The sequence below is a fragment of the Kitasatospora sp. NPDC001175 genome (assembly GCF_053598215.1).
The window spans coordinates 91,643-104,386 of sequence record NZ_JBSFJU010000007.1 but is presented as its reverse complement, the minus strand read 5'-3'; the positions used below and the strand labels follow the sequence as shown (position 1 = coordinate 104,386).

The window sequence follows — 12,744 nt, the reverse complement described above, 5'->3', positions numbered from 1 at the left end:
CCGCCATTCGAAGTGGTCGGGCGACCGATTCCCTGCTCCAATACCGCAGGCCATCACCAAGCCGTCGTTGCCAAACGACCGCTTGCCAAACGCGGCAGACCATGGCAAATCGCAGCAGAACGCCGTAGATCACGCCAGGGCAGACCACCGGTGATCGCCATCTCTTGTCATTCCTCGGCTCGACGCACAGAATGGTGCCGACCGAACGGTCAGTCGGGAGGTGGGTGCAGTGTCGGCACCGCAGATGGTCGATCAGCCCCTGGAGGGGCACTTCGAGACGGTGGTGGCCGCCGAGCAGCGGATCGAGCCACGGGACTGGATGCCGGACGCCTACCGGGCGACGCTCGTCCGGCAGATCGCGCAGCACGCGCACTCCGAGATCATCGGGATGCAGCCGGAGGGCAACTGGCTGACCCGGGCCCCCTCGCTGCGCCGCAAGGCGATCCTGCTGGCCAAGGCGCAGGACGAGGCGGGCCACGGCCTCTACCTCTACGCCGCGGCCGAGACCCTCGGGGTGGACCGGGCGGAGCTCACCGACAAGCTGATCTCGGGCCGGCAGAAGTACTCGTCCATCTTCAACTACCCGACCCTCACCTTCGCCGACGTCGGGGTGATCGGCTGGCTGGTGGACGGCGCGGCGATCTGCAACCAGGTGCCGCTCTGCCGCTGCAGTTACGGCCCGTACGCCCGGGCGATGGTGCGGATCTGCAAGGAGGAGTCCTTCCACCAGCGGCAGGGCTACGAGCTGCTGATGACGCTGATGCGCGGCACCGACGCCCAGCGCCGGATGGTGCAGGACGCGGTGGACCGGTGGTGGTGGCCGTCGCTGATGATGTTCGGCCCACCGGACGACGACTCACCGAACACCGCCCAGTCGATGGCCTGGCGGATCAAGCGCCACACCAACGACGAGCTGCGGCAGCGATTCGTCGACATGACCGTGCCGCAGGCCCAGCACCTGGGCGTCACCCTGCCCGACCCGGCCCTGAGCTGGAACGAGGAGCGCGGTAGCTGGGACTTCGGCGAGCCCGACTGGTCCGAGCTGAAGCAGGTGATCAAGGGCCAGGGTCCGTGCAACACCCAGCGAGTCGAGCGTCGCCGCGCCGCTCACGAGGACGGCGCCTGGGTGCGCGAGGCGGCCGTCGCGTACGCGGCAAAGCGCAGAGCGGAAGCCGGGGCCGGCGGGGCCGGCGACCACCGGGACGAGGACGAAGGGGCAGGACGATGAGCGGGACCAAGGCCGACTGGCCGCTGTACGAGGTGTTCGTGCGCCCCAGGCGCGGCCTCAATCATGTGCACGTCGGCTCGCTGCACGCCCCCGACGACCGGATGGCACTGCTCGCCGCCCGCGACCTCTACACCCGCCGCAACGAGGGCGTCAGCCTCTGGGTGGTCCGCTCGGACGCCATCACCGCCTCCGCCCCCGACGAGCAGGACCCGTTCTTCGCCCCCAGTGGTGACAAGGTCTACCGCCACCCGACCTTCTACGACATCCCCGAGGATGTCCCGCACATCTGACGGGGAGCACACGCCATGACCGATGGAACCAGCACGTCAGCCACCGACGACCACGTCTACCTGACCCTCTCCGAGGCGTCCCCGGAGCCCGAGGGCGAGGCCCGCTGGGCGTACGGGACGGGCTTCGCGGACCCGCTGCTCGGTGTGGACACCGCGCTGCCGCCGGGGATCGACGGTAGCGACCTCGGCACCTACTGTCTGATGCTCGGCGACGACGCCCTGATCCTGGCCCAGCGGCTGACCGAGTGGTGCACCCGGGCCCCCGAGCTGGAGGAGGAGGTCGCACTCGCCAACCTCGGTCTCGACCTGCTCGGCCAGGCCCGCCTGCTGCTCACCCGGGCCGGCCAGGTGGACGGCACCGGCCGCACCGAGGACGACTACGCGTACTGGCGTGCGGAGCACGAGTTCCGCAACGTCCGCCTGGTCGAGACGCCGAACGGCGACTTCGCGCACTGCGTCGCCCGGCTGCTGCTCTTCGCCACCGCCCGCCACGCGCTCTACCAGCGGCTCAGCGGCCACGCCGACCCGGTGCTGGCGGCCGTCGCGGCGCGCGGCGTCAAGGAACTGGCCTACCACCGCGAGTACGCCACCGCCTGGACGCTGCGGCTCGGCGACGGCACCGAGTACTCGGCCCGGCGGATGCAGACGGCGCTGGACGCCCTCTGGCCGCTGCTCGAGGAACTGTTCACCCCGCACCCGGTGGAGCTGCGGCTCGGCGTGGATCCGGCGGAGCTGCGCGAAGGCGTGCTGAGGGAGCTCGGCGAGGTGATCGCCGAGGCCCGGCTGACCGTGCCGCAGGCCCCGCAGCTGGCATACGTCGGCGGACGGGCCGGCCGCGACGGCGTCCACACCGAGGCGCTCGGCCCGCTGCTCGCCGAACTGCAGGTGGTGGCCCGCGCACACCCGGGGGCGACCTGGTGATGACCGCGACCTCGCGCCACGACCCGGCGCAGCGCACCGCGTCCGCGACCACCGTGCCTGCGACCGCAACGTCCACGCACACCGCGCCCGCCGGTACCGCGGGTCCGGGAACCGCCTGGGAGATCGCGGCGGCCGTGCCCGACCCGGAGCTGCCGATGCTCACCCTGGCCGACCTCGGCGTGCTGAGCGGTGTCGAGGAGGCGGGCGGCACCGTCACGGCCTGGCTCACACCGACCTACTCGGGCTGCCCGGCGGTCGCCGAGATGGCCGCCGACGTGGACGCCCGGCTGCGCGCCGCCGGTTACCCGGAGGTCCGGGTCCGGCTGCGCCTCGACCCGCCGTGGTCCTCCGACCTGATCACCGAGGCCGGCCGCCGCAAGCTGGCCGAGGCGGGGATCGCCCCACCGCAGCCCGGGCCCGCCCGCCCGGGTGTGCTGCGGCTCGGGCCGACCCGGCGGTCGGTGCACTGTCCGCAGTGCGGCTCCGCCGACACCGAGGAGTTGTCCCGCTTCGGCTCCACCGCCTGCAAGGCGCTCTGGCGCTGCCGCAGTTGCCGTGAGCCCTTCGACCGGATCAAGGAGATCTGAATGTCCGTCCGCCGACCGGCTTTTCACGAGCTGTCCATCGGGGCGGTGGAGCCGCTCTGCGAGGACGCGGTCGCGGTCACCTTCGAGGTGCCGCCGGAGCTGGCCCCCGAGTTCGCGTTCCGCCCGGGCCAGACGCTGACGCTCCGCCGGATCGTGGACGGCGCGGACGAGCGCCGCTCGTACTCGATCTGCTCGCCGGTCGGCGGACCGCTGCGGATCGCCGTCCGGGAGGTGCCCGGTGGGCTGTTCTCGCGCTGGCTGGTGCGCGAGGCGGCGGTCGGTGACCGGGTCGAGGTACTGCCGCCGTCCGGCCTGTTCAGCCCCGAACTGGGCGTTCCCGCACGGCATGTGCTGCTCGCGGCCGGTTCGGGGATCACGCCGATGCTGTCCATCGCGGGCTCGGTGCTCGCCGCGCACGAGGGCTCGGAGGTCACCCTGCTCTACGGGAACCGGCGCAGCGACACGGTGATGTTCGCCGACGAGCTGGCCGATCTGAAGGACCGCCACCTCGGCCGCTTCCAGCTACTCCACGTGCTCTCCCGGGAGACCCGTGACGCCGAGCTGCTCAGCGGGCGGCTCGATCCGGAGCGGGTCAGGGCCCTGGTGGAGGCCCTGGTGGACGTCGAGCACACCGATCACTGGTGGCTCTGCGGCCCCTACGGCATGGTGGCCGGCGCCAAGGAACTGCTCGCCGAACTGGGCGTGCCCGCCGAGCGGGTGCACCAGGAGCTGTTCCACGCCGAGGACGAGCCGGTCGCCGAGCGTGTGGACGAGGACGGTGCGGTGGACGGCGCGTCGAGCGAGGTCACCGTGGTTCTGGACGGCCGTTCGGGCACCTTGGCCCTCCCGCGCGACCGCTCGATCCTGGACGGGGCCCAGCGGGCCAGGCCCGACCTGCCGTTCGCCTGCAAGGGCGGCGTCTGCGGCACCTGCCGGGCGCTGGTCACCGAGGGCGAGGTCACCATGCGCCGCAACTTCGCCCTGGAGGACAAGGAGGTGGCCGCCGGCTACGTCCTGACCTGCCAGGCCCGCCCGGTCTCCGACCGCGTCACCGTCGACTTCGACCGCTGACCGGCCGCGTCGACGAGCCCCGGTCCGCCCCCGCCGGGCCCGGTTTTCCAACCGGCCTGACGATCACTAGGGTTCCGCCGTGACCGAACGTGAGACCGGGGACGAGCTGTGGGACGAGTTCGTCAGGGAATTCGAGAAGAACAACGCGATACGGGAGCCCAGCGCGGCTGAACGCACGGACGCCGGGCAGACCGCGGCCGCACAGGCGCCGCAGCACCGGCGGCGTTGGCTGAAGCCGGTGGCGGTTCTGGGCGGCCTGGCGGTCGCGGTCGGCCTGGTGGCGTACCTGGCCTGGTCGGCCCACCCGGTGGGGCAGACGGCGGCGCCCGCGCCGACGGCCACAGCCCACGCCCCGGCGGCCCGCTCCGGGGCGCCGTCCACGATGGCCCTGGCAACCGCGACGGTGCCGCTCTCCGTCTTTCCGGACCAGGTCCAGGGCTTCACGCGGGTGGCCGAGACCACCAACCCGAAGTGCACCGGAGCGGACACCGTCGGGCCCACCCTGGCAGGGTTGATCACGCAGAGCCACGGCTGCCTCGGCGTCGACCTGGCGTACTACAAGGACGCCGACAACAACGAGTACAACCTGGCGCTGTTCACCATGAAGGACCCGGTGGACGCGGTGCACGTGACGATGGCGCTCAGTGCCGACCCCACCGACTTCCAGGTGGCGGTCCAGCTTCCCCCGGATGGTTCGGGACTGCGGGCGCTGCCGGCCGACAGCGGCTTGGTCCAGCAGTTCGCGGGCATGGGGAACGCGATGCTCGTCGGGATGGCCCAGTGGTCCGACGGCCACAGCGGCGACTTCCAGCATCTGGAGGACCGGCTCACGCCGCTGGTCAACGCCGTGATCGGCCGGGTGCACAACTGACGCCGCTGCCGAGACGCCCGGTCAGGACGGCCGCACCGCTATGAGGGCTGCACCTCGACCCTGGCACCGGACGGTTCGCCGAGCGGTTTCACGATGGCGTTGACGGCGGCCCGTCCGGCCCGGTTCGCGCCCACGGTGCTGGTCGAGGGGCCGTAGCCGTCCAGGTGGACGCGGGGGTCGGCGGTGGCCCGGATCACGCCAATGAAACATCGGCTGCGGCGGATTCCTTCCCACATCGCGCCTGGCCGGGGAGGTTCCTGGCGAGCTCGCCAGGTCCCGGGACGGGCCGGGACGAGCGGAGAGGGTGCTGCCGCGCGGGAAGCACCCTCTCCGGACGAGTCAGGGTCAGGACGCCGGGGAGATCACCACGGCCGTGCCGTAGGCGCAGATCTCCGTTCCGAGGTCGGCCGCCTCCGTGACGTCGAACCGCATGCCCAGCACCGCGTTGCCGCCGCGCGCCTTGGTCTGCTCGATCAGCCGCTCCATCGCCTGGTTGCGGCTGTCCACCAGAGTCTTCGTCAGACCCTTCAGCTCACCGCCCATCAGGGACTTCAGCGAGGCGCCGATCTGGGTGCCGATGTGGCGGCTGCGCACGGTCAGGCCGAAGACCTCGCCGATCACCCGGTCCACCCGGTACCCGGGGACGTCGTTGGTGGTGACCACCAGGACCGCCGAGCCCTGCTCCTGCCCGCCGCCGTACTCTGCAATGTTGCTCATACCGCCATCCTGTCCTACCGGGTGGAACGCCACGCCGAGGACACGGCCGAACGGGCGGACAATCTTTCGGAACAGGCAGAAGATCCTCTCACTGCACCGGTGAACCGCCACCCGAAAAAGCCGTACGGTAGCCCCATGGGCGAGCGAAACGATCATCCACAGGGGCCGGGCGCGGCGGAGGACTCCGGAGTGCCGGAGGTGGAGGCCACCGTGGTTCTCGGTATCCGCATCACCGACTGGCCCGCGCTGCGCGCCGCCGCGCGGGCGGTCGTCGAGGACCTGGACTTCGACGGCGTGGACCCGGAGGGCCAGCGCGCGGCGCTGCTGCGCGAGGTCTCCGAGGACGCCAACGCGGCGCTCGGGGCGCTGCTCCATCCGGACCGGCTGGTCTCCACCATCCCCGGCGTAGAGGCGCTCGGCGGCACCCTGGAGATCAGCGTCACCGAGGACTTCGCCCCCGACTTCGCGGAGCTCTTCCCGCTGGAGGCGGAGGAGAGCGGCGGAGCCGTCGGCGACTGGACCCTCACCCCGCGCACCGCGTGCCTGCTGCACACGCAGCTGATCACCCTGGCCGACGCCGCCTACGACGACCTGGACGAGCACGAGGACGAGCCGGTCATCGAGGAGGAGGAGCACGACTGGGCCGTCCTCGCCCGCCTCCCGCGCCGGACCTGGGGCATGCACCGCAGCTGGCGCCGCGCGCTGGCGAGGACCTTCGACGACCTGGCCGAGGACCTGGCGCTCGGCGAGTGGCCGCTGCCGCGCTGCCTCGCCGAGGAACTGGCCCTGCGGCTGGCCCTGGTGGACGCCCGTGAACTGCTCGGTGCCCAGCCGCAGGCGGTCGCCGACATGATGGGCGACCTGCCGGTGGACCTGTACGACTACGACTGGGACGGTTGCGTGGACGAGCTGTTCGGCGTCTACGGCCCGGACGACGGCGACCCGGACCTGGACACCACCGACCGCACCGATCAACTCCTCGCCGCCACCCACCCGGAAGGCTGGTTCCTGCCGTACGAGGACGCGGAGGAGCGCGACCCCGCGCGCGGCTACCGGCGCTGAACGGCGTCGCCGCTGAACGGCGTCGGCACTGATCCGGCGGACTCGCGCCGGCCCTCCCGGGGCGGCCCGGGGGCCCGGCGGGAGAGCGGAGGCGGCCTGGCATCCTGGTGAGGTGACCTCAGCCAACGAAGCCGACAACCTGGCGGCCGACACCCCGGCCGCCGTCGAACCGAACGACGGCGGCCGTAGCGCGCTCGCCGAGCCGGAGCGGGCCGCGGCCGATCCCCGCGACGACCGCCCGCAGTACGTGCTGCCACTGCTGGTCCGGCTGGAGCGGGCCACCCCGCCGGGGCGTACCGACGCGCTGGAGACCTCGGCGCGCGCGGTGCTGGCGCTGCTCGCCGACGAGCGGGTCACCGCCGCCGAAGGGGAGTGGGCCGAGCGGGTCGCGGCCTGGGAGGACGCCCGGATCCGCAAGGTGGTCCGGCGGGCCAGGGGCGGCGAGTGGCGCAAGGCGAGCGAACTGCCGGGCATCACGGTGGCGGGGGAGAGCGCCGAGGTGCGGGTCTTCCCGCCGATCCCGCTGGACGGCTGGCCGAAGGAGCTGGCCAAGCTCCAGGTCTCCGGTACCGATCTCGACGACGTCGAGCCTCCGGCCGAACCCGCGCCCGGGGTCCCGGTGCTGTGGCTCAACCCCGAGCTGGAGATGAGCGCGGGCAAGACCATGGCGCAGACCGGGCACGCCGCCCAGCTGGCCTGGTGGCGGCTGGACGACACCCAGCGCAAGGAGTGGGCCGAGGCCGGGTTCCCGCTCGCCGTCCGTACTGCGAGCCCCGCCGACTGGGGTCGGCTGGCCGGCGGCGGCCTGCCGGTGGTGCGTGACGCGGGCTTCACGGAGATCGCCCCCGGGAGCTGTACCGTGGTCGCCGAACATCCGGCGCTGCGGGAGAGCTGACGAAGAGTCAACTGATCAGCCGATCCGTGCAACCCGCGACCGTCCGTGCGCGTATTTCCGGAAAAGGGATATCCACCTCTATCCAGGAGACGGAACATGCGACGTTGGACCACGGTGCCCGTGGCACTCGCCCTCGCGGTGGCGGGGGCGGCGGCGGTACCGGCCGTGGCCTCGGCGGCCACCCGGCCCGCGGCGGCCCAGTGCGCGGCTGGCTGGGGCAGTCTGCCGAAGAACGACTCCTCATTCACCTCGAACCAGTTGGTGAACATCCGTACCGGGCAGAACCCCTGCTACGACCGGCTGGTGTTCGATGTGCCCGGCGCCTCCGACAGCCGCCGGGTCGGTTACCACGTCCAGTACGTGGACCAGTTGCTCCAGCAGGGCTCCGGTACGCCGATACAGGTCAAGGGCGGGGCCGTCCTCGAGGTCGTGCTCAACGCGTCCGCCATGGACTTCGGCGCCGGCAAGCCGAGTTACCCGGGCCGGGTCGGGCAGCCGCTGCCCGGGGTGGACCTCACGGGCTACCGCGCCTTCACCGACGCCCAGTTCGCGGGCAGCTTCGAGGGCTACACGCAGCTGGGCGTCGGTGTGCGGGCCCGGCTCCCGTTCCGGGTCTTCCAGCTCGACGACCGGTTGGTCGTGGACGTGGCCCACGACTGGGGTGCCACCGGCTGACCGTGAACCGCCCCCGGCGGTTCACGGTCAGCCGGACGCCTTGGGGGCTGCCACGGGGCAGCCGCCGGGAGGCGCGTCTGTCGGTGCACGCACCTCCCGCCCGTGTCGACAACTACCAAGCGCGCATGAAATGTGACGTTCGGTGCCGGAAGTTGACCGGTTGGTCGGGCGACCGGGGCCCGACCTCAGGCCGGGTAGGCGTGGGTCTGGGCGGCCTTGACGGTGGCCCAGACCGTGGCACCCGGGGCCAGGTCGAGTTCGGCGGCGGCGGCCGGGGTGAGGTCGGCGGCGAGCGGGAGTGCGCCGGTGAGGTCGACGCGCACCTGGTCGCCGTGCAGGTCGAGACCGGCCACCTCCAGTTGCCAGACGTTGCGGGCGCTGGAGCTGGGGCGGGTGCGGTGCAGTGTGACGGCCGCGGGCGGGAAGGCGACGAAGGCGGGCCCGGCCAGCTCCTCGGCGGTGGCCAGCTTCTCGCCGTCCGGCAGGGTGACGGTGTGCCCGTCGGCCCTGCCCTGGTAGAGGTTGAGGCCGACCAGTCGGGCGATGTAGTCGGTGCGCGGGTGGCGGGCGATCTCGGATGGTGTCCCGGTCTGCACCACCCGGCCGCCCTCGATCACCACCAGGCGGTCGGCCAGCACCATCGCGTCCAGCGGATCGTGGGTGACCAGCACCGCCACCGCCTCGAACTCGGCGAGCCGGCGGCGCAGTTCTGCCCGTACCTCCAGCCGGGTGCGGGCGTCCAGCGCGGCCAGCGGCTCGTCCAGCAGCAGCAGACGCGGCCGCACGGCCAGGGCGCGGGCGAGCGCGACCCGCTGCGCCTGGCCGCCGGAGAGCGCCCGGGGCTTGCTCTCGGTGTGCTCCGCCAGGCCCAGGCGCTCCAGCCAGGGCCTGGCCTGGACGCGGGAGGTCTTCTTGTCCACGCCCCGGCAGCGCAGGCCGAAGGCGACGTTGTCGAGGGCGCTCAGATGCGGGAAGAGCAGGTAGTCCTGGAAGACCACGCCGACCGGGCGGGACTCGGCCGGGGTGTGCAGCCCGGTGGCCGGGTCCTCCAGGGCGGTGCCGTCGAGGCGCAGGTGCCCCTCGGTGAGGGGGAGCAGGCCGGCCAGCGCGCGCAGGGCGGTGGACTTGCCGGCGCCGTTGGGCCCGAGCAGTGCCAGGACCTCGCCGGCGGCCGCGGTCAGCGGGAGGTCGAGGCGGAAGGTGCCGCGGTCGATCCGCAGCTGGGCGTCGAGGGCGGGAGGCGGGGTCATCGGCTGTTCTCCGTCAGGTGGAGCTCTCGGTGGGGCGGGTGGACGATCGGCGGCACGGGGGCCGGGCGGCTCCAGGAGTGCAGCGAGGGGCGGTGCGGGGCCCGGCCGTGCAGGAGGGGCGATCGGGCGGCGCCCCGGGCTTTGGCCGTACCGCCTTCAGGGCGTTGCCATCCAGCGGTCGCGGAGACCGGCGAGGACGGTGATCGAGACGGCGAGCAGGACCAGGCTGAGCGCGATGGCTGCCTCCGGGTCGGACTCCATGGCCAGGTAGACCGCGAGGGGCATGGTCTGGGTCTGGCCGGGGAAGTTGCCGGCGAAGGTGATGGTGGCGCCGAACTCGCCCAGCGCCCGGGCCCAGGCGAGCACCGCACCGGCCCCGATGCCGGGCGCGATCAGCGGCAGGGTGACCCGGCGGAACGCGGTCAGCCGGGAGGCGCCCAGGGTGGCGGCGGCCTCCTCGTAGCGGGGGTCGGCGGCGCGCAGTGCGCCCTCGACGCTGATCACCAGGAACGGCATCGCGACGAAGGCCTCGGCCAGCACCACGCCCGAGGTGTGGAACGGCAGGGTGATCCCGAAGGCCGAGTCCAGCCAGCGGCCGACGATGCCGTTGCGCCCGAGGACCAGCAGCAGGGCCACCCCGCCGACCACCGGCGGCAGCACGAGCGGCAGGGTGACCAGCGCCCGGATCAGCCGGCGGCCCGGGACGTCGGTACGGGCCAGCAGCCAGGCCAGCGGCACGCCGACCAGCAGCGAGAGGGCGGTTGCCGCGGTGGCGGAGATCAGCGACAAGCGCAGTGCGTCCCACACCTCGGTGCTGGAGAGCCGTGTGGGCAGCGAGCTCCACGGCGTCCGGACGAGCAGCCCGACCAGCGGCAGGACCAGGAAGGCCAGCCCGAGCAGGGCGGGCAGCAGCAGGGCGTACGGGATGCGCGCGGAGCGCCGCCGCGCCCGCGGCCGTGGAGAGACGGCCGGGTCGGGCGCGACGGCAGCGGGCGGGGTGGGGCTCACGGTGCCTGGAAGCCCGCCGCGGTGAGCATCTGCCCGGCCTCGGCGGACTGGACGTAGGCGACGAAGGCCGCCGCGCCGCCCGCGTTGGGCGCCTTGGTGAGGGCGGCGATCGGGTAGTCGTTCACGGCCTTGGCGGCCTCGGGGAAGTCCACACCGTCGATCTTGCCGGCGTCGGCCCGGACGTCCGTCCGGTACACCAGCGAGGCGTCCACCTCGCCGAGCTCGACCTTGGTGAGCGCGGCCTTGACGTCCTGTTCCTGGGTGACCGGGGTGAGGCTGACGCCGGCCGCGTTGAGCGCGGTCAGGGCCGCCGAGCCGCACGGCACCTGCTTCGCGCACAGGGCGACCTTCAGGCCGGAGCCGGCCAGGTCCTTGAGCGAGGCGATGTGCTTCGGGTTGCCCTTGGGGACCGCGATCTCCACGGTGTTGCGGACGAAGACCTTCGGCTCGCCCGCGGCGTCCTTGGCGTCGGTGACGGTCTTCATGGTGGCCGGGCTGGCGGCGGCGAAGACGTCGGCGGGGGCGCCGGAGACGATCGACTGGGCGAGGGCCGAGCTGCCGCCGAAGTTGAACTTGACCGTGGTGCCCGGGTGCGCGGCCTCGAACTTCTTGCCGAGGTCGGTGAAGGTCCCCTGCAGTGAGGCGGCGGCGAAGACCGTGATCGTGCCCGACACCTTGGACGGCGAGGCAGACGAGGCGGACGAGGAGTCGCCCCCGCCGGACGCGTTGCTGGAACCGCCGCTGCCGCAGGCGCTGAGCCCGGTGACGAGGGCGAGGGCGGCGACGGCGGCGATCGCGGTGCGGCGCAGGATGGTGGTCATTCGGCGGTCCCCTCTGCCGCGCCGCGGCGGACGCGGGAGTTCGTACGGTGAGGCGATCATAGTGCCGCAGTTGCGGCTCCAGTAACCGATGTCTCATTGCACAGGCCAGGCTCGACCGCTGGTCATGCCCGCATGTGCGAAGAGTCAAACCGGCTGGTCGGAAAACCCCTGGCGCCGGGTCCGGGGCGCCCGCCAGAGTGGTTCTCGCTCGACTTCCGAGCATTCCGACGACTTCGTTCCGAAACGGGGAGGACGAAACCGCCATGTCCACACTGCGGGTCACCGCCGAGCGCCTGACCATCCTGGAGCACCCGAACGCGGACGCCCTGGAGCTGGCGCAGATCGGCCTCTACCGGGCGGTCGTGCCCAAGGGGGCCTACCTGACCGGGGACTTCGCGTGCTACATCCCCGAGCAGTCGGTGCTGCCGCCGGAGCTGATCGAGGAGTTGGGGCTGACCGGCCGGCTCGCCGGCAGCAAGGCCGACCGGGTCAAGGCGGTACGGCTGCGCGGCGAGCTGTCGCAGGGCATCGTCTGCCGCCCCCGGGCCCTGGCCGGGGTCGATCTGGCGCAGGCGGCCGAGCAGGGCACGGACTTCGCGGAACTGCTCGGCATCACCAAGTGGGCGCCGCCGGTGCCGACCATGATGAGCGGCGAGGTCGAGTCGGCGCCGGACCTGCTGCCCTGGGTGGACATCGAGAACCTCAAGCGCTTCCCCGAGGTCTTCGAGCCGGGCGAGCCGGTGGTGGTCACCGAGAAGCTGCACGGCAGCTGCTGCCTGCTCACCTTCCACGCCGACACCGGCACCGTCCAGGTCTCCTCGAAGGGGATCGGCGCACAGGGACTCGCGCTGAAGGAGGACGAGCGCAACCTGTACTGGCGCGCCGTCCGGGCTTACGGCATACCGGAGTTGGCCGCCCGGCTGGCCGAGCGGCTGGGGGCGAGCCGGGTCGGGATCTTCGGTGAGGTCTTCGGCGAGGGCGTGCAGGACCTCGGCTACGGGGCGTCCAGCCGTACCGAACAGCCGCCCGGGTACGCGGCCTTCGACGTCTCGGTGGTGATCGACGGCCAGCTGCGTTGGCTGGACGCGCCCCGACTGCTCGCGGGTGAGCTGCCGTTGGCCCCCGAGTTGTGGCGCGGCCCGTTCGACGCGGCTCGGGTGCTGGAGCTGGCCGAAGGCAAGGAGACGGTCTCCGGCCGCCGACTGCACACCAGGGAGGGCGTGGTGGTCCGGCCGGTGGCCGAGCGGTACAGCCCGGTCCTGGGCGGCCGGGCGATCGTCAAGGCGGTCGGCGGCGGCTACCTGACCCGCAAGGGCGGCACCGAGTACGAGTGAGTACGGCCGGGCGC

General features: G+C 72.7%; 15 protein-coding genes. 10 read left to right on the top strand and 5 right to left on the bottom strand.

Annotated elements, in window-relative coordinates; all coding sequences use genetic code 11:
* Positions 1-244 precede the first annotated feature (244 nt).
* The 6 genes from paaA (at position 245) to ACWDAK_RS07755 (ending at position 4,968) form a co-directional block, all read left to right on the top strand.
* Entirely contained in the window at positions 245-1,228 is a 984-nt protein-coding gene (gene paaA / locus ACWDAK_RS07780) for a 1,2-phenylacetyl-CoA epoxidase subunit PaaA (protein WP_427393238.1), read from the top strand.
* Positions 1,225-1,518, top strand: coding sequence for a 1,2-phenylacetyl-CoA epoxidase subunit PaaB (paaB, locus tag ACWDAK_RS07775; protein ID WP_344637031.1), 294 nt, complete (start codon positions 1,225-1,227; stop codon positions 1,516-1,518). Before paaA ends, paaB begins: the two co-directional genes overlap by 4 nt.
* 15 nt (positions 1,519-1,533) lie before the next feature.
* A complete protein-coding gene (gene paaC, locus ACWDAK_RS07770; RefSeq protein ID WP_427393239.1) occupies positions 1,534-2,439 on the top strand; it encodes a 1,2-phenylacetyl-CoA epoxidase subunit PaaC in 906 nt (301 codons plus the stop codon).
* Positions 2,439-3,026 (top strand): 1,2-phenylacetyl-CoA epoxidase subunit PaaD, encoded by a 588-nt coding sequence (gene paaD / locus ACWDAK_RS07765; RefSeq protein ID WP_427393240.1) that lies wholly within the window; start codon positions 2,439-2,441, stop codon positions 3,024-3,026. Before paaC ends, paaD begins: the two co-directional genes overlap by 1 nt.
* Positions 3,027-4,097 carry a 1,2-phenylacetyl-CoA epoxidase subunit PaaE gene (paaE, locus tag ACWDAK_RS07760; protein ID WP_344637028.1) on the top strand — a complete coding sequence of 357 codons (1,071 nt, stop codon included), beginning with the start codon at positions 3,027-3,029 and terminating at the stop codon, positions 4,095-4,097.
* A gap of 79 nt (positions 4,098-4,176) precedes the next feature.
* Complete coding sequence (locus ACWDAK_RS07755) at positions 4,177-4,968, top strand: hypothetical protein (protein WP_427393241.1); 792 nt, start codon at positions 4,177-4,179, stop codon at positions 4,966-4,968.
* Positions 4,969-5,006: 38 nt separating this feature from the next.
* On the opposite strand, the gene ACWDAK_RS07750 is transcribed toward ACWDAK_RS07755, so the two are convergent.
* Both ACWDAK_RS07750 and ACWDAK_RS07745 read right to left on the bottom strand, forming a co-directional pair.
* Positions 5,007-5,165: a hypothetical protein gene (locus ACWDAK_RS07750; protein ID WP_427393273.1), complete on the bottom strand. Its 159-nt coding sequence runs from the start codon at positions 5,163-5,165 to the stop codon at positions 5,007-5,009.
* A 148-nt stretch (positions 5,166-5,313) separates the two neighbouring features.
* Positions 5,314-5,685, bottom strand: coding sequence for a YbjQ family protein (locus ACWDAK_RS07745; protein ID WP_344637026.1), 372 nt, complete (start codon positions 5,683-5,685; stop codon positions 5,314-5,316).
* A 135-nt stretch (positions 5,686-5,820) separates the two neighbouring features.
* Here ACWDAK_RS07745 and ACWDAK_RS07740 point away from each other — a divergent pair, with 135 nt between their 5' ends.
* The 3 genes from ACWDAK_RS07740 to ACWDAK_RS07730 all read left to right on the top strand — a co-directional run bounded on the left by ACWDAK_RS07740 (position 5,821) and on the right by ACWDAK_RS07730 (position 8,317).
* Positions 5,821-6,747: a hypothetical protein gene (locus ACWDAK_RS07740; protein WP_344637025.1), complete on the top strand. Its 927-nt coding sequence runs from the start codon at positions 5,821-5,823 to the stop codon at positions 6,745-6,747.
* A 112-nt stretch (positions 6,748-6,859) separates the two neighbouring features.
* A complete protein-coding gene (locus ACWDAK_RS07735; RefSeq protein ID WP_344637024.1) occupies positions 6,860-7,642 on the top strand; it encodes an aminoacyl-tRNA hydrolase in 783 nt (260 codons plus the stop codon).
* 96 nt (positions 7,643-7,738) lie between these two features.
* Positions 7,739-8,317 (top strand): AMIN-like domain-containing (lipo)protein, encoded by a 579-nt coding sequence (locus ACWDAK_RS07730; RefSeq protein WP_427393242.1) that lies wholly within the window; start codon positions 7,739-7,741, stop codon positions 8,315-8,317.
* Positions 8,318-8,502: 185 nt separating this feature from the next.
* On the opposite strand, the gene ACWDAK_RS07725 is transcribed toward ACWDAK_RS07730, so the two are convergent.
* The 3 genes from ACWDAK_RS07725 to modA all read right to left on the bottom strand — a co-directional run bounded on the left by ACWDAK_RS07725 (position 8,503) and on the right by modA (position 11,396).
* Positions 8,503-9,567 (bottom strand): ABC transporter ATP-binding protein, encoded by a 1,065-nt coding sequence (locus ACWDAK_RS07725; protein ID WP_427393243.1) that lies wholly within the window; start codon positions 9,565-9,567, stop codon positions 8,503-8,505.
* Between the two features lie 156 nt (positions 9,568-9,723).
* Entirely contained in the window at positions 9,724-10,575 is an 852-nt protein-coding gene (locus ACWDAK_RS07720; protein ID WP_344637021.1) for an ABC transporter permease, read from the bottom strand.
* Positions 10,572-11,396 (bottom strand): molybdate ABC transporter substrate-binding protein, encoded by an 825-nt coding sequence (gene modA, locus ACWDAK_RS07715; RefSeq protein WP_427393244.1) that lies wholly within the window; start codon positions 11,394-11,396, stop codon positions 10,572-10,574. Before modA ends, ACWDAK_RS07720 begins: the two co-directional genes overlap by 4 nt.
* Before the next feature lie 263 nt (positions 11,397-11,659).
* Between modA and ACWDAK_RS07710 the strand changes: the two genes are divergently transcribed.
* Entirely contained in the window at positions 11,660-12,730 is a 1,071-nt protein-coding gene (locus ACWDAK_RS07710) for an RNA ligase (ATP) (RefSeq protein WP_344637019.1), read from the top strand.
* Positions 12,731-12,744: the final 14 nt, after the last annotated feature.

What these genes read in the sequence shown, in the direction of transcription:
- paaA (WP_427393238.1), top strand. Translation starts at nt 245, where the DNA reads ATGGTCGATCAGCCCCTGGAGGGGCACTTCGAGACGGTGGTGGCCGCC.
- paaB (WP_344637031.1), top strand. Translation starts at nt 1,225, where the DNA reads ATGAGCGGGACCAAGGCCGACTGGCCGCTGTACGAGGTGTTCGTGCGC.
- paaC (WP_427393239.1), top strand. Translation starts at nt 1,534, where the DNA reads ATGACCGATGGAACCAGCACGTCAGCCACCGACGACCACGTCTACCTG.
- paaD (WP_427393240.1), top strand. Translation starts at nt 2,439, where the DNA reads ATGACCGCGACCTCGCGCCACGACCCGGCGCAGCGCACCGCGTCCGCG.
- paaE (WP_344637028.1), top strand. Translation starts at nt 3,027, where the DNA reads ATGTCCGTCCGCCGACCGGCTTTTCACGAGCTGTCCATCGGGGCGGTG.
- ACWDAK_RS07745 (WP_344637026.1), bottom strand. Translation starts at nt 5,685, where the DNA reads ATGAGCAACATTGCAGAGTACGGCGGCGGGCAGGAGCAGGGCTCGGCG.
- ACWDAK_RS07740 (WP_344637025.1), top strand. Translation starts at nt 5,821, where the DNA reads ATGGGCGAGCGAAACGATCATCCACAGGGGCCGGGCGCGGCGGAGGAC.
- ACWDAK_RS07730 (WP_427393242.1), top strand. Translation starts at nt 7,739, where the DNA reads ATGCGACGTTGGACCACGGTGCCCGTGGCACTCGCCCTCGCGGTGGCG.
- ACWDAK_RS07725 (WP_427393243.1), bottom strand. Translation starts at nt 9,567, where the DNA reads ATGACCCCGCCTCCCGCCCTCGACGCCCAGCTGCGGATCGACCGCGGC.
- modA (WP_427393244.1), bottom strand. Translation starts at nt 11,396, where the DNA reads ATGACCACCATCCTGCGCCGCACCGCGATCGCCGCCGTCGCCGCCCTC.
- ACWDAK_RS07710 (WP_344637019.1), top strand. Translation starts at nt 11,660, where the DNA reads ATGTCCACACTGCGGGTCACCGCCGAGCGCCTGACCATCCTGGAGCAC.